Origin of the sequence: Pseudonocardia sp. DR1-2 (assembly GCF_023717215.1) — a bacterium.
GTDB classification, from domain to species: Bacteria; Actinomycetota; Actinomycetes; order Mycobacteriales; family Pseudonocardiaceae; genus Pseudonocardia; species Pseudonocardia alni.
This window is the reverse complement of sequence record NZ_JAMQOF010000004.1, coordinates 305,738-325,317: the sequence shown is the minus strand read 5'-3', so window position 1 is coordinate 325,317 and position 19,580 is coordinate 305,738. Positions and strand designations below refer to the sequence as shown.

Genomic DNA, 19,580 nt, shown 5'->3' with positions numbered 1-19,580 from the left:
CCCCGAGGAGACACGATGCGACGTCCCGTTCCCGCCCTGATCGCCCTGTCCGTCGCCGCCGCGCTGCTCACCGGCTGCGCCGGCGGCGCGCCCGACCCCGCCGAGCCCGGACCGTCCGCCCTGCCCGTGCTGGAGGCGGGCGAGGCCAACCCGATGATCGCCGAGGGGGTGAGCCTGGTCGCCGGGTCGTCGCTGTACAAGTCCAGCGGCCTCGGTCCGTCCGCGGCGAACCCCGCCGCCGCGGACGGCACCCCGCAGGCCTATGTCGACGCGGGCCAGTTCCCCGGCGGCACCCTCCCCGCCGGGGTCTCGCTCACCGAGGCCCAGGGCATGAACGCGCTGGCCCGGATCAAGGAGAACCTGGAGGCCCGGGGCCTGCGCCTGGACGACGTCACCTCGATGCGGGTGTTCCTCGACAACGCCCCCGGCACGACCCGCGCCGACTACGCCGGCTGGAACCGGGCCTACCGCCAGTACTTCGCCAACACCGACCTGACCACGGGGGAGACGGTGCTGGTCCCGACCGGCACCGCCGCGCCCGCCGCACCGCTGGTGCGCAACCCCGCCCGGCCCAGCCGCTTCGCGCTGGAGGTCGCGAGCCTGCCGGTGCCCGGCTGGCTGGTCGAGGTGGAGGTCGACGCCGTCTACCCGGCCGGGGTGACCCCGCGCTGACCTGCCCCCCGCCTGCCCGGCCGGCACCGGCGGTGGCGCCGATCCGTCCGCGGCACCGGGGTGCGGCGGTACGGTCGGGTCGTGAGCCCCGTCGTGCCGCCGGGCCTGCGCCCCCGCACCGATGAGGACCTGCCCGCCTGCGTCACGGTGCTGCGTGCCGTGCACGCCGCCGACCGTTACCCGTCGACCTGGCCGGCCGACCCGGCGGCGTTCCTGTCGCCGCCGGGCCTGGCCACCGCGCTGGTCGTCACGGTGGGGGAGCGGGTCACCGGGCACGCCGCGCTCGTCGCCGACGACGCGGGCGACCCCGGTGCGCTGCGGCTGACCCGGGTGTTCGTCGACCCGGCGGTCCGTCGTGCCGGACATGCCCGCGCCCTGCTGGCGGGCGTCGCCGCCGCGCTGGCGGCCCGCGGCCGCGACGGGGTTCTCGACGTCGTCGAGTCCGTCCCGGCCGAACGCCTCTACCGGGCGGCCGGCTGGGTCCGCACCGGGACCGCGCCCGCCGGGTGGCGGTTCCCGGACGGCCGCGAGCCGGTCGCCGCGCTCTACCGACTACCGGTCACGCAGCGCCGAAAGGGTGACGACACAGCGCGATAGTCGACCATCGGTCACGCTACGCTGCGCCGATCGGGCTACGGTGATCCTCGTGATCGAGGTCCCCACCCCGACGGTGGCCGGTCTGCTGCTCCGCGCGGTGCCGCAGCCCGTCCGCCGGGACGCCCACGCCGCGATGCACACCCTCGCCCCGTGGGGCGCGGTGTCGGCACAGCTCGTGCAGGACTCCGGCGGCGGCGTCGCCGACCACGACGTGCACGTCGACGGCGACCCGGTCCACATCCCGTTCCGGACGTCGTTCCCCTGGCCGTCGTCGGCCGTGCTCGCCCGGATGGGCACGCGCCGCCGCGCCGTCGTCGCCGCGTGGATGTCGCGCAGCGAGAACGCCGGGCACCGCCAGCGCGCCGTGCGCGACCTGCTCGGCGTACACGAGGCGTGGGTGGTGCCGTTCGTGGTCGCCCCCTGCGGGGAGTACGTCCACGAGATCGGCGCCGACGTCGACCGGTTCGTCCGCACCGAGCTGGGCCGCCACCCCGTGCTCCGGTACGCCTACGCCCGTTTCGTGCGGGACAACCCGCGCTTCCTGGCCACCACGCGGCACCGCGCGGTGACCTTCCGCCACCTGGACCACCGGTGGCCGCACCGGGGCGACCCGGACCGGACCTACCCGCAGCTCGCGGCGCTCGACGCACTGTCCGCCCTCGCCTATCGGGGAGGTCAGGACTACCCGGGGGACCCGGCGCCGCCGCGGGTCACCGCGGCGGCGTCCTGAGCGCTCAGGCGGACGGGGCCGCCGCCGTGACCTCCGCGGTGCCGCGGTCCAGCACCACCTCGCCGTCGACGGCGGTCCGGAACGCGACCGTGCCGTCGCCGGTGTCCCACACCGAGACGGTCAGGGACTGCCCGGGCACGACCGGGCGGGTGAACCGGGCGTCCATCGCGACGAGGCGACGGGCGTCGCCGTCGCAGACGGTCGCGACCAGTGCACGCGTGGTGAACCCGTAGGTGCACATGCCGTGCAGGATCGGCCGGTCGAACCCGCCCTTCGCGGCGAACTGCGGGTCGCTGTGCAGCGGGTTGCGGTCCCCGGTCAGCCGGTACAGCAGGGCCTGGCCGGGCGTGGTCCGGTAGGTCACCTCGTGGTCGGGCGCCCGGTCGGGGACGGGGCTCGGCGCGCTGTCACCGCGGGGGCCGCCGAAGCCGCCCTCGCCGCCGAGGAACAACGTCTTGGTGCTGGTCAGCACCGGTTCCCCGGTGCCGGCGTCGACGGCCTCGGCCTCGGTGCGCACCAGCGCCCCGGACCCCTTGTCGAGCACCTCGGTGACCGTCGCGGTCACCCGGACCCGCCCCTCCACCGGCAGCGGGCCGACCACCCGGAACGCCTGCTCGGCGTGCACGACGCGCGAGGCGTCCACGTCACCGAGGTCGACCTTCGCGCCCGCCGTGACGATCTCCGCGAACGACGGCAGCACCGCCGTCCGCACGCCCCCGGTGTTCTCCGTGGTCAGCGACAGCTCGGCGGTCGGGTCCTCACCCCCTGCGCCGACGGCGACCGCGTAGAGGAGCACGTCGTCCCGTGCCCACGCGAAGCTGACCGGTTCGCACTGCGTGCCCTCGAGATCGGGCGCCAGGGGCATGGGGAGTCTCCTTCGACGATCCACCGTGAGGCGGAAACCTATCCCGCCCGGTGCCCGCCGCCCAAGCCCCCGGTGCCCGGCTGACACACTGTCGAGGTCAATCGTGGTCGTGAAGGGAAGAGTGTGGTGACGGCATCACCGGAGGCGGTCGAGCTGGCGAAGGTGGCCGCGGCCGCCGCGGCCGACAAGAAGGCCGTCGACATCGTCGCGCTCGACGTGTCCGACCAGCTCGCGCTGACCGACTGCTTCGTGCTGGCGTCGGCGGCCAACGAGCGTCAGGTCCAGGCCATCGTCGACGAGGTCGAGGAGAAGCTGCGCGAGCGCGGCAGCAAGCCGACCCGGCGCGAGGGCGACAACGACAACGGCTGGGTCCTGCTGGACTTCAACGACATCGTCGTGCACGTCATGCACACCGAGCAGCGCGGCTTCTACGGCCTGGACCGGCTCTGGAAGGACTGCCCGGCGATCGAGGTGCCCGACCCCCAGGGCGCCCCGGACGGCACTGCATGACGCTGCGCCGGGTCACCCTGCTGCGGCACGGGCAGACCGAGTACAACTCCGTCGGCCGGATGCAGGGGCACCTGGACACCCGGCTGACCGACGCCGGGCGCGCGCAGGCCGCGGCCGTCGCGCCGCGGCTCGCGCAGGAACGGTTCGACCGGATCATCACCTCGGACCTGACCCGCGCCCACGACACCGCGACCGCCGTGGCCGAGGCCGTCGGGCTGCCGCTGTCGGTGGACAAGCGGCTGCGGGAGACCCACCTCGGGGACTGGCAGGGACGCACCATCGCCGAGATCGGTGCCGACGACCCGGGCGCGATCGCCGAGTGGCGGTCCGACCCGCGGTTCACCCCGCCCGGCGGGGAGTCCCGGGTCGACGTCGTCGTCCGGTCGCTGCCGGTCGTCGAGGAGCTGGACCTCGAGTACGCCTCCGACCCGGAGGAGCGCTCCGTGCTGCTCGTCGCGCACGGCGGCATGATCGCCGGGATGGTGTGCGGGCTGCTCGACCTGCCGCAGTCGTCCTGGCCGGTGATCGGCGGGCTGGGCAACACCCGCTGGGCCGTCGTCGCCCGTCGTGACGACCACCCCCGCTGGCGCCTGTCGGGGTACAACATCGGTGCCTGACCTGCTGGTCGTCGGGGACTCGCTGGCCTTCCACGGGCCCGAGCGGCCCTGCCCGGCCGACGAGCCGAGGCTGTGGCCCAACATCGCCGCCGCCCGGCTCGGGGGCCGGGCCGAGATCGTCGCGCGTGCCGGGTGGACCGCCCGGCACGCCTGGTCGGCGATCACCGGGGACCCGCGGGTGTGGGCGGCGCTGCCGCGGGTCGGAGCGGTCGTGCTCGGGGTGTCCGGGATGGACTCGCTGCCGTCCCCGCTGCCGACCGCGCTGCGCGAGCTGATCCCGGTGCTGCGGCCCGCCCCGCTGCGCCACGCGGCCCGCAGCGCCTACCGGCGCGCCCAGCCGCGGCTGGCCCCGGCACTGGCGCGGCTGCCCGGCGGGGGACCGGCGACCCTGCCGCCCCGCCTCACCGCCGCCTACCTGGAACGCTGCCGCGCCGGGGTGCACGCGCTGCGCCCCGGGCTGCCGGTGGTGGCGCTGGCACCGTCGGTGCACCGCGCCGCCGACTACGGCCTGGCCCACCCGCACCGCGCCGCCACCGACGCCGCGATCCACCGCTGGGCGGCCGGCGCCCCGGCGGTGACGGTGCTCGACGTGCCCGCCCTGGTCGGCGAGCACGTCCTCGGTGGACACGGCAACCCCGACGGGCTGCACTGGGGCTGGGCGGGACACGCCGCCGTCGGGGAGGCACTGGCCGGGCTCCTCGCGGCCGCGGGGGACCGGCCGTGACCCTGCTCGGTGTCGACCTCGGCACCACCTCGGTCAAGGCGGCGGTGTTCACCGGCGACGGCGTCCGGGTCGCCACGGCCCGCGCCGCCCACCCCACCGCGCGGCCCGCACCCGGGCACGCCGAGCAGGACCCGCACGACTGGTGGTCCGGACTCACCGAGGTGGTCGGCGCGCTCGGCCCGGCACTGGCCGGGGTGACGGCGGTCGGGGTGTGCGCCCAGGTCAACACCCATCTGTTCGTCGACGACGACGGTGCCCCCGTGCACCCGGCGATCACCTGGCAGGACGGCCGGTGCGGCCCGGTCGCGGCGACACTCACCGGGCGGCTCGCCCCCGCCGACCGGGCCCGGGTCCGGGGCGGGCTGGGCACCGTCGACGCCTCGCACGCGGCCGCCCGCGCCGCCTGGCTCGCCGCGCACCGGCCCGACGCGTGGGCCCGCGCACGGAGGCTGCTCGCCCCCAAGGACTGGCTGCTCGAGCGGCTCACCGGCACCGCCGTGGCCGATCCGTTGTCCTCGACCGGGCTCCTCGGCCCCGACGGCCGGTACCCGGACTGGCTCGACCTGCTCGTCCCCGGGCTGCGCGCGATGCCGGCGCCCCTGGCCGACCCGGCGTCGGTCGCGGGGGAGACCACCGGCGCGGGCGGGCTCCCGGCCGGGCTGCCCGTCGCGGTCGGGACGATGGACGCCTGGGCGGCGCTGCTCGGCGGCGGGATCGCCGCCCCCGGCGACGCGATCGACATCGCGGGCACCTCGGAGGTCCTGGCCCTCGCCGCGATGCCCGGCGGTGGCGCCCCGGGCATCGTCACGTTCCCGTCGTGGCGCGGGCTGCACGTGCACGCCGGGCCCACCCAGGCCGGCGGCGACGCCCTGACCTGGGCGTCCGCGGTGCTCGGCGTCGCACCGGGCGAGCTGCTGGACCGCGCCGCTTGCGCCGACCCGGGCCAGGTCCTGTTCCTGCCCCAGCTCGCCGGGGAACGGGCCCCGCTGTGGGACCCGGACCTGCGCGGGCACTGGCTCGGCGCGGGCTTCGCCACCGGGTCCGCCGAGCTGGGCCGCGCCGTGCTGGAGGGCGTCGCGCACGCCGCCCGGCACGTCCTGGGGCCGCTGGAGGCCGCCGCCGGACGTCGCGCCGACACGATCGCCGCCTGCGGCGGTGGTGCGGCGAGCGACCTCTGGTGCCAGATCAAGGCCGACGTGCTGGACCGGCCGCTGCGCCGCACCGCCGAGCGCGACGCCGGGGTGCTCGGTGCCGCGATGCTCGCCGCGCTCGCGACCGGCGACGCCGCCTCGGTCGGCGAGCTCGCCGGGCGCATGGTGCGGGTCGACCGGGAGTTCACCCCCGACCCGCGCACCCGCGGTCGCCTCGACGACGCGCACGGCCGCTACCTCGCCGCGCAGCGGGCACTGGCACCGCTGTTCCGCCCGACGGGTGGATAGGGTCCGGCCGTGCCCCCCTCGCCGGTCGCCGTGGTCACCGACTCCACCGCCCACCTGCCGCCCGGCGTCGCGGAACGGCGGGGCATCCACGTCGTCCCGCTGGAGGTGCGGCTCGGCGAGCGCACCGCCCGTGACGGTGTCGACGTGTCCGCCGCCGAGCTGATCACCGCCCTCGCCGACCGCACCCTGCTGGTGCAGACCTCGCGCCCGACCCCGGCCGCGTTCGCCGAGCGCTTCACCGCCCTGCTCGACGACGGCGCCCCCGCCGTCGTGGCCGTGCACCTGTCCCGGGAGCTGTCCGGCACCTGGGACGCGGCCCGGCTCGCCGCACAGGAGGTCGCCCCGGACCGGATCCGGGTCGTCGACTCCGGCGCCATCGCGATGGGTCTGGGCTTCGCCGTGCTGGCCGCCGCCGACGCCGCCGGGGCAGGTGCGGCCCCCGAGGACGTCGAGGCCGTGGCCGGTGCCGTCGCCGCACGGGCACGGGTCCTGTTCGCCGTGCAGGACCTGGAACGGCTGCGCCGTGGCGGCCGGATCGGTGCCGCGTCCGCGCTGGTGGGCACGGCCCTGTCGGTCAAGCCGATCCTGCACCTGCGCGACGGCCGGATCGCGCCGCTGGAGAAGGTGCGGACGACCTCGCGCGCGACCGAACGGCTCGTCGCGCTCGCGGTCTCCGAGGCGGGTCCGGGGGCGCACGTCGCCGTGCACCACCTCGGCGCCGAGGACCGGGCCGAGGACATCGCCGACCGGCTGCGCGAACGGCTGCCCGACGCCGCCGGGATGCACGTCTCCGAGGTCGGCGCGGTGATCGGGGCGCACGCGGGACCGGGGCTGGTGGGGGTCGTGGTGGTGCCGGCGGGCTGACCGCCTCCCCGAGGGTGGCCGGCTCCGGACGCCCGCCACGGGCCGGCGGGGCCCCGCCGGTGTGTAGCACAGACCGCCGACGGTCCGGCCCCGTGACGGCCCACCGGATGCCGTCGGTCCCCAATCGACGGATCCGTCCACAGGCCGGACATCGGCCGGTCGGAACGGGTGTGACGGACCTAGCGTCGGATGCGTGACCAGGACCGACGCCTCCCTCGACCCGGCCCGGCGGCTCGCCGGGATCGGCAGGCGCGGGCGCCCGGAGACGGTCGCGGACCGGCTCGGACCCCCGACGGTCCCGTTGCCGGCGCTGCCGGTGCCTCCCGGCCCGGCCGGGTCACGCCCCGGACGACCACCCGCACCCGGGCCACCCCCGCCGCACGATGTCAGCGGTGCCGTTCCGCCGGGTCCGATGCCGCCCACCTCCCGACGCGACACCCCGCACCGTGCGGCACCCGGCCGGCCCGCCGACCCCGGCGCCTCGCACGGTGCGGCACCGGTGCGGCCCGCCGACCCGCAGGGCGCGCCGCCGGTGTGGACCGCCGACCCCGACGCCGGCCACCCCCTGGCCCTGCTGGCCCGGGACGACCCCGCCCCGCCCGAGGAGACCCTCGCCGACGACGGCCCGCACGGCGGGCGCCCCTCGTGGCTGCGCCGCCGGGCCCGGCGGTGGCTGCCGTCGTCGCTGGCCGGGGCGCGGGTCGACCCGGGCCGCCCCGGTGCGCTCGCTCTGGTGGCGGTGGTGCTCGTCGGTGCGCTCGTCGCCGGGGTGGGGGTGTGGCTCGACCGCCCCACCGTGCAGCCCGTCGGCGGCCTCCCCGAGGTGACCGCGGTGCCCGGCGAGGCGGCGGCCGGGCAGACGGACCGGTCGGCGGACGCGGACGCACCGGCACCCGTCGCGGCGGCCCCGGTCACCGCGGGGCCGCTCGTCGTCAGCGTCGTCGGGCGGGTGGCCCGGCCCGGCCTCGTCCGGGTGCCCGACGGCTCGCGCGTCGCCGACGCCCTCGACGCCGCGGGGGGCCCGCTGCCCGAGGTCGACCTCAGCGTGCTCAACCTGGCGCGGCGGCTCGGGGACGGCGAGCAGATCGCGGTCGGCGTCCCACCGGCCGCCGACGCCGCCCCGGTCCTGCCCGCCCCGGGCTCCGAGCCCGCGTCGGGCACCGAACCGGGCACGGCCGCCGCCCCCGCCCCGCCCGGCGCCCCCGGCGGGAAGATCGACCTGAACACCGCGACCGCGTCCGACCTCGACGCCCTGCCCGGCGTCGGCCCGGTCACCGCGAAGAAGATCATCGACTGGCGCAGCGCCAACGGGCGCTTCAGCCGGGTCGAGCAGCTGCGGGAGATCGACGGCATCGGCGAGCGCCGCTTCGCCCAGCTCCAGGAACTGGTGCGGGTGTGAGCCGCGCCGGAGCCCGCCGGGCGGACCCGGTCCACGGGGAGCACGACGACGAGCACGACGAGCAGGCCGAGCGTCCCGCCCCACCCGACCTGCGCCTGGTCCCCGCCGCGCTCGCCACGTGGGCCGCCGTCCTCGCCGGGCTGCTCGGCGGCACCACGGGTGGGATCACCGCCGCCGTCCTCGCGGCGCTCGCCGTGCCGGTCGCGCTGCTCCGCGCCCGGACCAGCGCCCGTGCTGCGGCACCGTCGTCGATCGTGCTCGCCGCGGCCGGGTGCGCCCTCGTCGCGGCCGTCCTGGTCACCGTCCACGCGGCCGCGCTGGCGTCGCACCCGCTGCGGGCACCCGCCGACCGCGGTGCCGCCGCCGAGGTCCGCGTCCGGCTCACCGACGACCCCCGGCTCCTGCGCAGCACCACCGGCGGCGGCGACGAGTCCGGCGCCGCCCGGGCGCTGGCGCTGGTACCCACCGAGCTCGTCACGGCCACCGTCGGCGGGGACCGGGCGACCACCGGCGGGAAGCTCCTGCTCCTGGCCCCGGCGGCGAGCTGGACCGGGCTGCTCCCCGGCCAGGAGGTCTCCGCCGCCGGGCTGCTCATGCCCGCACAGCGCCCCGACCTCACGGTCGCCGTGCTGAAGGTCCGGGGTGCGCCGCAGGACGTGACCGCGCCGCCCTGGTGGCAGACCGGTGCCGGGGCGCTGCGCGACGGCCTGCGCGACGCCGCGGTCTCCGCGCTGCCCGAGGCACCCGCGGGGCTGCTGCCCGGGCTCGCGATCGGGGACACCCGCGCCCAGCTCGCCGAGACCGAGCAGGACTTCCGCACCGCCGGGCTCGCGCATCTCACCGCCGTCTCCGGGGCCAACGTCGCGATCATCACCGGGGCGGTGCTGCTCCTCCTGCGCCTGTTCCGGACCGACCCGCGGATCGCGGCCGCGGCCGCGATGCTGGCCCTGGTCGGGTTCGTCGTGCTGGCCCGGCCGTCACCGTCGGTACTGCGGGCGGCGGTCATGGGCGGGGTGGTGCTGATCGCGTTCGCGGCCGGCCGCGCCCGGTCGGCGGTGCCCGCGCTGGCGGTGGCCGTGCTCGGCCTGCTGCTGGCCGCCCCCGCCCTGGCCGTCGACGCCGGGTTCGTGCTCTCCGTCGTCGCCACCGGTGCGCTGGTCCTGCTCGGCCCGGGCTGGACGGCGGCGTTGCGGCGGCGTGGGCTGCCGTCCGGACCGGCCGAGGCACTGGTCGTCCCGGTCGCCGCGGCCCTGGCGACCGCGCCGGTGATCGCCGGGCTCAACGGGGGAGTCGGGCTGGTCACCGTGGTGGCGAACCTGCTCGCGGCGCCCGCCGTCGCCCCCGCGACGGTGCTGGGCGTGCTCGGTGCGGTGCTGTCCGCGGTGAGCCCGGCCGCCGCGTGGTGCTGCGCCTGGCTGGCGGGACCGTTCGTGTGGTGGCTGGTGGTGGTCGGCGACCGGGCCGCCGCGGTGCCCGGTGCCACCGTGCCGTGGCCCGCGGGGGCGGGCGGCGCGCTGCTGCTCACCGGGGTGCTGGTCGTGCTGCTGGCGATGGGCCGGGTGCCCCGGCTGCGGGCGCTGTTGCTGGCCCTGCTGGTCGGGCTGCTCGTCGTCCTCGTCCCGACCCGGTTCGCGCCGCCCGGATGGCCGCCCGCCGGGTGGCGGATGGTGGCCTGCGACGTCGGTCAGGGCGACGCGCTCGTCCTCGCCACCGGTACACCCGGGCACGCCGTCCTGGTCGACACCGGGCCGACCGACGACGCCGTCGACACCTGCCTGGACCGGCTCGGCGTCCGGGTCCTGGAACTCGTGGTGATCACCCACTTCCACGCCGACCACGACGGCGGCATCGCCGGCGCGCTGCGTGGCCGCGCTGCGGGCGGTATCGCCGTCGGGCCGGTACGGGAACCGGCGTCCGGGCTGCGCGACATCACCCGGCGTGCCGAGGAGGCCGGTGCCCCGGTGGTGGGGCTCGCGCGCGGGATGGAGCTGGGCTGGCCGGAGCTGCGCCTGCAGGTCCTCGGTCCGGTCCACCCGCCCCTGACGGTCGACGGCAGCGACGGGACGGCGGTCAACGACATCTCGCTGCTGCTGCGCGCGACCACCCCGGCCGCGACGATCCTGCTGACCGGCGACGCCGAGCTGGTCGCCCAGGACGACCTGCTCGACTCCGGGGCCGACCTGCGGGCGGACGTGCTGAAGATGCCCCACCACGGGTCCCGCAAGGTGGTCCCGCGGCTGATCACGGCCGTCGCGCCGCGGGCGGCGGTGATCAGCGTCGGCAACGGCAACAGCTACCGGCACCCCAATGCGGAGCTGGTGGACCGGCTCGCCGGGGCGGGGATCGTCGTCGCACGCACCGACCGGTCCGGCGACCTGGCCCTGACCGGCGACGACCCGGCCGGGCTGACGGTGGTCGCGCGGGGCGACCCCCGTCCGGCGCCCGGCCGGCGGGGCCGGTCAGCCCCGGTTCGCCAGCGCCTCGCGGACCGCGGCGGACGTCGACGGCACGGTCGCCGTCGGGCCGACCTCGCCGGAGACGGCGTCGAGGGTCTTGAGCCCGTCACCGGTGATCATGAGGACGGTCTCGGCGTCGGGGTCGAGCGCCCCCGCCTCGAGCAGCTTCTTGGTGGTCGCGATGGTGACCCCGCCCGCGGTCTCGGCGAACACGCCCTCGGTGCGGGCCAGGAGCCGGATGCCGGCGACGACCTCGGAGTCGGAGACGTGGCCGACCGAGCCGCCGGTGCGGCGCACCGAGTCGAGGACGTACGGGCCGTCGGCCGGGTTCCCGATCGCCAGCGAGCGCGCGATGGTGTCCGGCTTCTGCGGCTGGATCACGTCGTGGCCGGCCTCGAAGGCCCGCGCGACCGGCGAGCAGCCGGTGGCCTGGGCGCCGAACACGGTGTACGGGGTGGGCTCGACCAGACCCAGGGCGCCGAGCTCGGTGAACCCCTTGTCGATCTTGGTGAGCTGGGAGCCGGAGGCGACCGGGACGACGACCTGCTGCGGGAGCCGCCAGCCGAGCTGCTCGGCGACCTCGTAGCCCAGGGTCTTCGAACCCTCGGCGTAGTACGGCCGGACGTTGACGTTCACGAACGCCCAGTCCTCGTGCTCGGCGGCCAGCTCGGTGGCGAGCCGGTTGACGTCGTCGTAGTTGCCGTCGACGGCGAGCAGGGTGCCGCCGTAGACGGCGGTGGTGACGATCTTCGCCTGCTCCAGCGAGGACGGGATCAGCACGACCGAGTCCCAGCCCGCGCGGGCGGCCGCGGCGGCGACGGCGTTGGCCAGGTTGCCCGTCGAGGGGCAGCACAGCACCGAGAAGCCGAGCTCACGGGCGGCGGCGAGCGCGACGGCGACGACGCGGTCCTTGAACGAGTGCGTCGGGTTGCCCGTGTCGTCCTTGATCCAGATCTTGCGGACGCCGAGCGCGCGGGCCAGGTTGTCGGCCTCGATCAGCCGGGTCAGGCCGGGCTCGGTGTTCGCGTGCTGCTCGACGGTCGACGGCACCGGCAGCAGGTCCTTGTAGCGCCAGATCGACTTCGGCCCGGCCTCGATGGAGGCGCGGGTGACCGTCGGGAACTCGTAGGCGACCTCGAGGGGGCCGAAACAGCGCGGACACGCGAACTCCGCGGCGAGCGGGATCTCGTGGCGGCACTCGCGGCACGCGAGAGCGCGCGCGGAACCGAGGTCGTAGGCGGAGGTGGTTTCGGGCGCAGCAGTGAGAGTCACGAGATCTCCTCATCTGTCCCGCCGGACGTGGCGGGCCGGAATTGGCACCGTGTTCGTCGACGTCCTCGCCACGCGGATTGCGCAGGTCTGGGCGGATCGTCGTGCGACGCCGGTTGCCGGGGCTTCAACGGGCCGTTCCCTCTGCCCCTCTGGATGAGCCATATGCGGTTGTGGTGTTCCGGACGCCGGGCGCCGGAATCGACGACGACCGTACGCGAGCGGGCCGCCCCACCGCCAGACGACGTCCTCCGGTCGGGACGCGGCTCACCCGTTGTCGGAGGTGTGGGCCACCATGGGGGTGTGAGCAGCACGAGCGAACCGGGCCCGCTGCAGCTGGTCGTCGGGGACGAGGAGTTCCTGGCCGAGCGGGCGGTGTCCGACCTGGTCCGGCGCGCACGGCAGCGCGATCCGGAGACCGAGCTGCGCCGCTTCCGCACCTCCGAGGTGGCACCCGGCGAGCTGGCCGGGCACCTCAGCCCCTCGCTCTTCGCGGAGGGCAGGGTGATCGTGCTCACCCACGGTCAGGACGCGAACAAGGACATGACCGCCGCGATCGCCGACTACGTGAAGGACCCGGCCGACGGGATCGTGCTCGTGGTCCAGCACGCCGGGGGGGCGAAGGGCAAGGCGGTCCTGGACCTGATGCGCAAGGCCGGGGCGCACACCGTCACCTGCAACCGCATCACCCGCGCCGACGAGCGGTCGGACTTCGTGCGCGACGAGGTCCGCCGCCACGGCGGCACGATCACGCCCGGGGCGCTCGCGGTGCTGGTCGAGGCGGTCGGGTCGGACCTGCGGGAGCTGGCGGCCGCGGCCGGGCAGCTCGTCGCGGACACCGGCGGCGCCGTGGACGAGGCCGGGGTGCGGCGCTACCACCGCGGCCGGGCCGAGTCCTCGGGCTTCGCGGTGGCCGACGCGGCGGTCGCGGGGGACCGGCGGGCGGCGATGGAGGCGCTGCGGTGGGCGCTGGTGCTCGGTGTCCCGCACGTGCTGATCGCCGATGCCCTCGCGGACTCGGTGCGCACCCTGGCCAAGGTCGGCTCGGCCGGGCGGGGCGACCCGAACCGGCTGGCCGGGGAGCTGGGCATGCCGCCCTGGAAGATCCGCAAGGCCCAGCAGACGGTCCGGCAGTGGCGGCCGGAGCAGCTCGCCGTCGCCATCGCGGCGACGGCGCGGGTGAACGCCGACGTCAAGGGCGTCGCCGCGGACGCGGAGTACGCGTTGGAACGGGCCGTACTGGCCGTCGTCTCCGCGCGCACCCCGCGCTGACCCGGCCGGCCCCCGAGCGCTCCGACACCGCCCGGGGCCCGGAAACACGACGACGGCGCCGCCCGGGTGGGGCGGCGCCGTCGTCGGAAGAACCGGGGTGGCTCAGGCCTGGACGTCGTTGAGACGCTTGGCCAGGGCCGACTTGCGGTTCGCCGCCTGGTTCCGGTGGATGACGCCCTTGCCGGCCGCCTTGTCGAGGGCCTTGGCCGCCTTGCGCTGCAGCTCCACGACGTTGTCGGCGCCGGAGTCGGCGGCCTCGCGGAAGTGGCGGATCGCGGTCTTGACCGACGACTTCACCGACTTGTTGCGCTGCCGGCGCTTCTCGTTGGTCTTCACTCGCTTGATCTGCGACTTGATGTTGGCCACGTCTGCCTCTGGTCTTCCTGCCTGCTGGTCGGCTGGTGAGTGTTCTCGTCCGGGTCCGCTCCGGCGGCACCGAACAGCATCACTGGAGAGAGGGTCCAGGCCGTTTCGGGCGAGCACGCCGAGCGCTCGACGCACAAGGTTACCAGCGGCGTCGTCGCGCTCTGTGCCGGGTCACCAGACGCGGTAGGGCAGGAACTTCCCGTTGAGGGTGATCACGGCCCGGTCGCCCTTGGGGTCGGGCACCCGCTGCAGGTCCAGCTCGAAGTCGATGGCCGAGACGATGCCGTCGCCGAACTCCTCGCGAACCAGCTCCGAGATCGTCGTTCCGTACACCTGGACCATCTCCGAGAGCCGGTAGACCAGTGGATCGGTGAGGTCCACCGCGGACGCGCCGCGGACCGGCGGGAGGGTGAGCGCGTCGACGACGTCGGGGTCCAGGTCGAGCAGCGAACCCGCGGTCTCGGCCTGCTCGCGGGTCAGCGTCTGCTGCCCGAGCAGGGCCGAGGTGGACCACTCGACCGGGTGGCCCAACGCCTCGGCGATCTTGTCCCAGGTGAGGCCCAGCTTCTTCTTGCGGGCCAGCACGACGCGGGCGGCGCCCAGTCGGTCGAGCGGGGGGACGGGGGTGACCGACACGGTGACTCCTCCGGGTGGGGGTGGCTGACCGTTCGATCGTGCGCGATCGGTGGGCGGGCGGCAACGCCGGGACGCGTCGCGTGAACGGCGTGTGACGATCTGCGGTGCCACCACGGCGGTCGCCCGGCCCGACATGGGACGATGGGACCCAGTGCCCCGAGCCCCGAGTGCCCTGAGCACCCGAAGTGCCCGAAGCCCCACGCATGAGCGAAAGCCGAGTACAGCCGAGTGACGACGTACGCCGACCGCACGTTCACCCCGCCGGAGCGCATCCGGAACTTCTGCATCATCGCCCACATCGACCACGGGAAGTCCACCCTGGCCGACCGGATGCTGCAGGTCACCGGGGTGCTCAGCGCGCGTGACGCCCGGGCCCAGTACCTGGACCGGATGGACATCGAGCGCGAGCGCGGCATCACGATCAAGGCGCAGAACGTGCGGCTGCCGTGGACGGCGAAGAACGCCGACGGCGTCGAGACCGAGCACGTGCTGCACCTGATCGACACCCCGGGCCACGTCGACTTCACCTACGAGGTGTCCCGGGCGCTCGAGGCGTGCGAGGGCGCGATCCTGCTGGTCGACGCCGCGCAGGGGATCGAGGCGCAGACCCTGGCCAACCTGTACCTGGCCATGGAGAAGGACCTGCACATCATCCCGGTCCTCAACAAGATCGACCTGCCGGCGGCGGACCCGGAGCGCTACGCCGCGGAGATCGCGCACATCACCGGCTGCGAGCCGGAGGACGTGCTGCGCTGCAGCGCCAAGACCGGTGAGGGTGTGGAGGCGGTGCTGGACGCCGTCATCGCGCAGGTCCCCGCTCCGGTCGGCGACGCCGACGCCCCCGCCCGCGCAATGATCTTCGACTCGGTCTACGACACCTACCGCGGCGTCGTCACCTACATCCGGGTCGTCGACGGCAAGCTCTCGCCGCGCGAGAAGATCAAGATGATGTCCACCGGTGCCGAGCACGAGCTGCTCGAGATCGGGATCGTCTCCCCGGAGCCCAAGCCGTCCGACGGCCTCGGCGTCGGCGAGGTCGGCTACCTCATCACCGGGGTGAAGGACGTCCGTCAGTCCAAGGTCGGCGACACCGTCACGTCCAAGCGCAACGGGGCCACCGCGCCACTGACCGGCTACCGCGAGCCGCAGCCGATGGTCTACTCCGGGCTCTACCCGATCGACGGCTCGCAGTACCCCGACCTGCGTGAGGCGCTGGACAAGCTGCAGCTCAACGACGCCGCGCTCACCTACGAGCCGGAGACCTCGGCCGCGCTGGGCTTCGGCTTCCGCTGCGGCTTCCTCGGCCTGCTGCACCTGGAGATCACCCGCGAGCGGCTCGAGCGCGAGTTCGACCTCGACCTGATCTCCACCGCACCCAACGTCGTCTACCAGGTCACCACCGACGACGGCGAGGAGATCGAGGTGACCAACCCCAGCGACTGGCCGGTGGGCAAGGTCGCCGAGGTCCGCGAGCCGATCACCAAGATCACCATCCTGGCGCCGTCGGAGTTCGTCGGCACCATCATGGAGCTCTGCCAGAGCCGGCGCGGCCAGCTCGGCGGGATGGACTACCTGTCCGAGACCCGCGTCGAGCTGCGCTACACGATGCCGCTCGGTGAGATCATCTTCGACTTCTTCGACAACCTGAAGTCCCGCACGCGCGGCTACGCCAGCCTCGACTACGAGGAGGCCGGCGAGCAGGTGGCCGACCTGGTCAAGGTCGACATCCTGCTGCAGGGCGAGGCCGTCGACGCGTTCTCCGCGATCGTGCACAAGGAGTCGGCGTACTCCTACGGCACCTCGATGGCGACCAAGCTGCGCGAGCTCATCCCGCGCCAGCAGTTCGAGGTGCCGATCCAGGCCGCCGTCGGCGCCCGGATCATCGCCCGCGAGACGATCCGCGCGATCCGCAAGGACGTGCTCGCCAAGTGCTACGGCGGCGACATCTCCCGCAAGCGCAAGCTGCTGGAGAAGCAGAAGGAGGGCAAGAAGCGGATGAAGACGATCGGCCGCGTCGACGTCCCGCAGGAGGCCTTCGTCGCCGCGCTGTCCACCGGCGGCGGGACGGCCACCGAGAAGCCCAAGAAGTAGCTCCCGGACGCGAAGCGGGCCCGACTCCCGGCTGGGGGTCGGGCCCGACGTGTACGTGGTGGGGGCGGGGGAGCGCGGGGGCGGTCTACATGACCGAGCCCGCCCGGGGGCCGGGGATCGGCCCGTCGCACGGCGCGGGCCGGGCGGCGGGGGCACGGCGCGGCGACAGGATGCGCTGCACCCGCTGGCAGACGGACTCGACGACCGTCCGTCCCTCGGCCGACAGGTGCACCAGCACGCGGCGCCGGTCGAGCGGGTCGGCCGACCGGTAGGCCAGCTTCTTCTCGACGAGGCGGTCCACGATCCGGGTGGCCGTGGGGGCGGGCAGCGACGTGTGTCCCGCGACCTCGCCCATGCTGCGGCCGGTGCCGCGGGCGAGCATCAACAGGACCCGCCAGCCGTCACGGCTGACGTCCGTCGAGGACGGGTTGGTGGACAGGGCTGTGGCCACGGCGTGGTCGACCCGGTCCAGGAACTCGACGACACCCGCGGCTCCAGGCGTCGGGGCAGCCATGGTGGCAGTCCCCGACGCCCGTCGACTGAAAGGCTCGGTCACGATGACGCACTGTACTTGCCGAACGGGCGAAATCCGACCCTGTCCTGGGCAAACGTCCCCCGAGCGCCGGGCGGTCGTCACGCAGCGATGACCGACAGGCCGACGACCAGCGATTACGTAGACCGCTTGACGTTCACCAACGACATCACGACTGCATCACACCCGGATCACGTAACGCCTCAGCGGGTCAGGACGATCTTCCCCGCCGTGCGCCCCGCGGCCATTGCCTCGAACGCCTCCTTCGCGGAGTCCATCGGCAGTTCTGTCCCGATCTCCGGCGCGATCCCGGCCGTCGCCACGAAGTTCATGAGATCCGCGAGCTCCTGGCGCGTCCCCATGGTCGCGCCGACCACCTCGAGCTGGAGGAAGAACAGCCGCTGCAGGTCCGCGGGCGGGTTCGGGCCCGAGGTGGAGCCGCAGACGACGATGCGGCCACCGGGGCGCAGCGCCCGCATGGAGTGCTTCCAGGTGGCCTCGCCGACCGACTCCATGACGGCGTCGACCTTGCCCGGCAGCTTCGCCCCGGACTCGAACGTGGCGTGCGCGCCGAGGCGCTCGGCCAGTGCGCGCTTCTCCTCGTCGCGGCCGGTGACCCACACCTGGAAGCCCGCGGCGCGGCCCAGCTGGACCAGCGCCGTCGAGACGCCGCCGGAGGCGCCCTGGACGAGCACCGTCTGGCCCGGCTGCAGGCCCGACTTGGTGAACAGCATCCGATACGCGGTCAGCCAGGCGGTGCCCAGGACGGCGCCCTGGCCGGGGGTGAGGCCCTTCGGGGCGGGGACCGCGTTGCGCGCCGGGACGATCACCTTGTCGGCCATCGTGCCCTGGTGGCGCTCGGTGAGCAGGGTGCGCTTCGGGTCGAGCGTCTCGTCGCCGCGCCAGTCAGGGTCGCCGATGATCGGGTAGAGGACGACCTCGGTGCCGTCGTCGAGGGTCCCGGCGCCGTCGCAGCCGAGGATCATGGGGAACTGGTCGGGCTTGATGCCGACCCCGCGCAGCGTCCACAGGTCGTGCATGTTGAGGCTGGCGGCGGAGACGTTGACGGAGACCCAGCCGTCGGGAACCTCCGGGTCGGGCCGCTCGCCCACGACGAGGGAGTCGAGGGGAGCGTCGGCGTTGGGCTCCTGCGCATAGACAGCGAACATGGCCCCGAACCTAATGCCTGGGCCCGGGGACTACCGTGTGGAGTGTGCGCACGATCATCGACGGCTGGGACGCGTTCGAGCTGTGGCTCACCGGCCTGCCGTTCGTGGCGCAGGTCGTGTTCGTGACGGTGGTGGTCCTGCCCGCGTGCGCACTGGTCGCGATCGGTGCCGACCGCGCCACCCGGCGCTTCGACACCCCCCGCGGGCGTCGCGACGGCGGGGCCTGAGCGCTCAGACCGGCTGGGCCGCGAGTGCGGCCAGCGCCTCCGAGCAGCCCGCGTCGACGCGCAGGTCGGCGAGCTCGTCGCCCCGGGTCGCCCCGCGGTTGACGATCACGACCGGCACCTCCGCACGGTGCGCGGCCCGGACGAACCGCAGCCCCGACATGACGGTGAGCGAGGACCCGGCGACGAGCAGCGCGCCGTCCTCGGGGGTCAGCGCGGCCACCATCGCGTAGCAGCGCGCCACCCGGTCCTTCGGCACGTTCTCCCCGAAGAACACGACGTGCGGTTTGAGGACCCCGCCGCAGGACGCGCACGGCGCGATCCGGAAGCCGTCGGTGATCTCCACCGCGGCGTCGCCGTCGGGGGCCGTCTCGACCTGCGCGCTGTGCGCCTCGGTGAAGCCGGGGTTGAGCGCGGTGAGCCGGGCCTGCAGCGCGTCGCGCGGGGTGATGCGGCGGCAGTCCAGGCAGACGACCTCGTCGATGCGCCCGTGCAGGTCGACCACGCCGCGGCTGCCGGCCACGGAGTGCAGGCCGTCGACGTTCTGCGTGATCAGCCCGTCGACGACGCCCGCCGCCCCCAGTGCGGCCAGTGCGCGGTGTCCGGGGTTGGGGTCGGCGCGACGCATCCGGGCCCAGCCGACGTGGCTGCGCGCCCAGTACCGCCGCTGCGCGGGCTCACCGGACACGAACTCGGAGTAGGTCATCGGGTTGCGCGGTCGTGAGCCCGGGCCGCGGTAGTCCGGGATGCCGGAGTCGGTGGACAGCCCGGCCCCGGTGAGGACGACGAGGCGCCGCCCGGCGAGCAGGTCCAGTGCCGCGCCCGGGTCGGTGCTGACGACGGGGACGCTCATGCCCTCCAGGGTAGGCGCGCCCGGTGGCTCCCCGCCCCTCGGCGGCCCGCCCCGCCTCCGCACCGGGCCCGGCCGCCGCGGAGCCCCCCTTCGCCGAGCCGCAGCAGGACCCCCGCCCGCAGTGGTCGCGGCACACCCTCCCCGGACCTCCGGGCCGCCCTGGCCGAGCCACGGCCCGGTTCGCCCAGTGGCACACCGTGGACCCGTCGGGGCCGGTCCCGGGTCCGTGGTGTGCCACTCGGCGCACTCCGGCGACCGGATCGGTTCGCGATCGCACACCGGCGACGCCGAACGG

Annotated in this window: 19 protein-coding genes, 1 pseudogene and 1 riboswitch; of the genes and pseudogenes, 13 read left to right on the top strand and 7 right to left on the bottom strand. The window is 75.3% G+C overall.

Going from position 1 to position 19,580, the window contains the following annotated elements:
* The first annotated feature begins 15 nt into the window (after window positions 1–15).
* The 3 genes from ND486_RS13790 (at window position 16) to ND486_RS13780 (ending at window position 1,999) form a co-directional block, all read left to right on the top strand.
* Window positions 16–672 (top strand): Rid family hydrolase, encoded by a 657-nt coding sequence (locus tag ND486_RS13790; protein WP_251784677.1) that lies wholly within the window; start codon window positions 16–18, stop codon window positions 670–672.
* Between the two features lie 81 nt (window positions 673–753).
* On the top strand, window positions 754–1,269 hold the full coding sequence (locus ND486_RS13785; RefSeq protein WP_251784676.1) for a GNAT family N-acetyltransferase: 516 nt from the start codon (window positions 754–756) through the stop codon (window positions 1,267–1,269).
* 49 nt (window positions 1,270–1,318) lie between these two features.
* Complete coding sequence (locus ND486_RS13780; protein ID WP_251784675.1) at window positions 1,319–1,999, top strand: hypothetical protein; 681 nt, start codon at window positions 1,319–1,321, stop codon at window positions 1,997–1,999.
* A 4-nt stretch (window positions 2,000–2,003) separates the two neighbouring features.
* Here ND486_RS13780 and ND486_RS13775 read toward each other — a convergent pair whose 3' ends face one another.
* Window positions 2,004–2,864 (bottom strand): MaoC family dehydratase, encoded by an 861-nt coding sequence (locus tag ND486_RS13775; RefSeq protein ID WP_251784674.1) that lies wholly within the window; start codon window positions 2,862–2,864, stop codon window positions 2,004–2,006.
* Between the two features lie 126 nt (window positions 2,865–2,990).
* On the opposite strand from ND486_RS13775, the gene rsfS reads away from it, so the two are divergent.
* The 7 genes and pseudogenes from rsfS to ND486_RS30035 form a co-directional block, all read left to right on the top strand.
* Window positions 2,991–3,374 (top strand): ribosome silencing factor, encoded by a 384-nt coding sequence (gene rsfS / locus ND486_RS13770; RefSeq protein ID WP_062401418.1) that lies wholly within the window; start codon window positions 2,991–2,993, stop codon window positions 3,372–3,374.
* Complete coding sequence (locus tag ND486_RS13765) at window positions 3,371–3,991, top strand: histidine phosphatase family protein (protein ID WP_208825198.1); 621 nt, start codon at window positions 3,371–3,373, stop codon at window positions 3,989–3,991. The genes rsfS and ND486_RS13765 overlap by 4 nt, the downstream gene beginning before the upstream one ends.
* Window positions 3,984–4,715 carry a diglucosylglycerate octanoyltransferase gene (gene octT / locus ND486_RS13760; RefSeq protein WP_062401422.1) on the top strand — a complete coding sequence of 244 codons (732 nt, stop codon included), beginning with the start codon at window positions 3,984–3,986 and terminating at the stop codon, window positions 4,713–4,715. Before ND486_RS13765 ends, octT begins: the two co-directional genes overlap by 8 nt.
* Window positions 4,712–6,154 carry an FGGY-family carbohydrate kinase gene (locus ND486_RS13755; RefSeq protein ID WP_251784673.1) on the top strand — a complete coding sequence of 481 codons (1,443 nt, stop codon included), beginning with the start codon at window positions 4,712–4,714 and terminating at the stop codon, window positions 6,152–6,154. Before octT ends, ND486_RS13755 begins: the two co-directional genes overlap by 4 nt.
* Before the next feature lie 9 nt (window positions 6,155–6,163).
* Window positions 6,164–7,018 carry a DegV family protein gene (locus ND486_RS13750; RefSeq protein WP_251784672.1) on the top strand — a complete coding sequence of 285 codons (855 nt, stop codon included), beginning with the start codon at window positions 6,164–6,166 and terminating at the stop codon, window positions 7,016–7,018.
* Between the two features lie 499 nt (window positions 7,019–7,517).
* The gene (locus ND486_RS13745; protein ID WP_251784903.1) at window positions 7,518–8,417 is read left to right on the top strand and encodes a helix-hairpin-helix domain-containing protein; all 900 of its coding nucleotides are present in this window, start codon (window positions 7,518–7,520) and stop codon (window positions 8,415–8,417) included.
* 593 nt (window positions 8,418–9,010) lie between these two features.
* Window positions 9,011–10,636: pseudogene (locus ND486_RS30035) on the top strand (ComEC/Rec2 family competence protein); the annotation flags it as partial.
* A 240-nt stretch (window positions 10,637–10,876) separates the two neighbouring features.
* On the opposite strand, the gene thrC reads toward ND486_RS30035, so the two are convergent.
* Window positions 10,877–12,145: a threonine synthase gene (thrC, locus tag ND486_RS13735; protein WP_251784671.1), complete on the bottom strand. Its 1,269-nt coding sequence runs from the start codon at window positions 12,143–12,145 to the stop codon at window positions 10,877–10,879.
* Between the two features lie 6 nt (window positions 12,146–12,151).
* Window positions 12,152–12,305: riboswitch (SAM riboswitch) on the bottom strand.
* 140 nt (window positions 12,306–12,445) lie between these two features.
* On the opposite strand from thrC, the gene holA reads away from it, so the two are divergent.
* Window positions 12,446–13,414, top strand: a complete 969-nt coding sequence (gene holA, locus ND486_RS13730) for a DNA polymerase III subunit delta (protein ID WP_251784670.1) — start codon at window positions 12,446–12,448, stop codon at window positions 13,412–13,414.
* Between the two features lie 102 nt (window positions 13,415–13,516).
* On the opposite strand, the gene rpsT is transcribed toward holA, so the two are convergent.
* The gene (rpsT, locus tag ND486_RS13725) at window positions 13,517–13,780 is read right to left on the bottom strand and encodes a 30S ribosomal protein S20 (protein WP_062401442.1); all 264 of its coding nucleotides are present in this window, start codon (window positions 13,778–13,780) and stop codon (window positions 13,517–13,519) included.
* Between the two features lie 171 nt (window positions 13,781–13,951).
* The gene (gene cynS / locus ND486_RS13720; protein ID WP_226369567.1) at window positions 13,952–14,416 is read right to left on the bottom strand and encodes a cyanase; all 465 of its coding nucleotides are present in this window, start codon (window positions 14,414–14,416) and stop codon (window positions 13,952–13,954) included.
* A gap of 228 nt (window positions 14,417–14,644) precedes the next feature.
* Between cynS and lepA the strand changes: the two genes are divergently transcribed.
* A complete protein-coding gene (gene lepA / locus ND486_RS13715; protein WP_062401443.1) occupies window positions 14,645–16,507 on the top strand; it encodes a translation elongation factor 4 in 1,863 nt (620 codons plus the stop codon).
* Between the two features lie 85 nt (window positions 16,508–16,592).
* Here lepA and ND486_RS13710 read toward each other — a convergent pair whose 3' ends face one another.
* Window positions 16,593–17,021 carry a MarR family winged helix-turn-helix transcriptional regulator gene (locus tag ND486_RS13710; RefSeq protein ID WP_062401445.1) on the bottom strand — a complete coding sequence of 143 codons (429 nt, stop codon included), beginning with the start codon at window positions 17,019–17,021 and terminating at the stop codon, window positions 16,593–16,595.
* 221 nt (window positions 17,022–17,242) lie between these two features.
* Window positions 17,243–18,208, bottom strand: coding sequence for a zinc-binding dehydrogenase (locus ND486_RS13705; RefSeq protein ID WP_251784669.1), 966 nt, complete (start codon window positions 18,206–18,208; stop codon window positions 17,243–17,245).
* Between the two features lie 44 nt (window positions 18,209–18,252).
* Here ND486_RS13705 and ND486_RS13700 point away from each other — a divergent pair, with 44 nt between their 5' ends.
* Window positions 18,253–18,435 (top strand): hypothetical protein, encoded by a 183-nt coding sequence (locus ND486_RS13700; protein WP_062401450.1) that lies wholly within the window; start codon window positions 18,253–18,255, stop codon window positions 18,433–18,435.
* A 4-nt stretch (window positions 18,436–18,439) separates the two neighbouring features.
* Here the strand turns inward: ND486_RS13700 and ND486_RS13695 are convergent, their stop codons facing one another.
* Entirely contained in the window at window positions 18,440–19,285 is an 846-nt protein-coding gene (locus tag ND486_RS13695) for an NAD-dependent protein deacetylase (protein WP_062401452.1), read from the bottom strand.
* Window positions 19,286–19,580 lie beyond the last annotated feature (295 nt).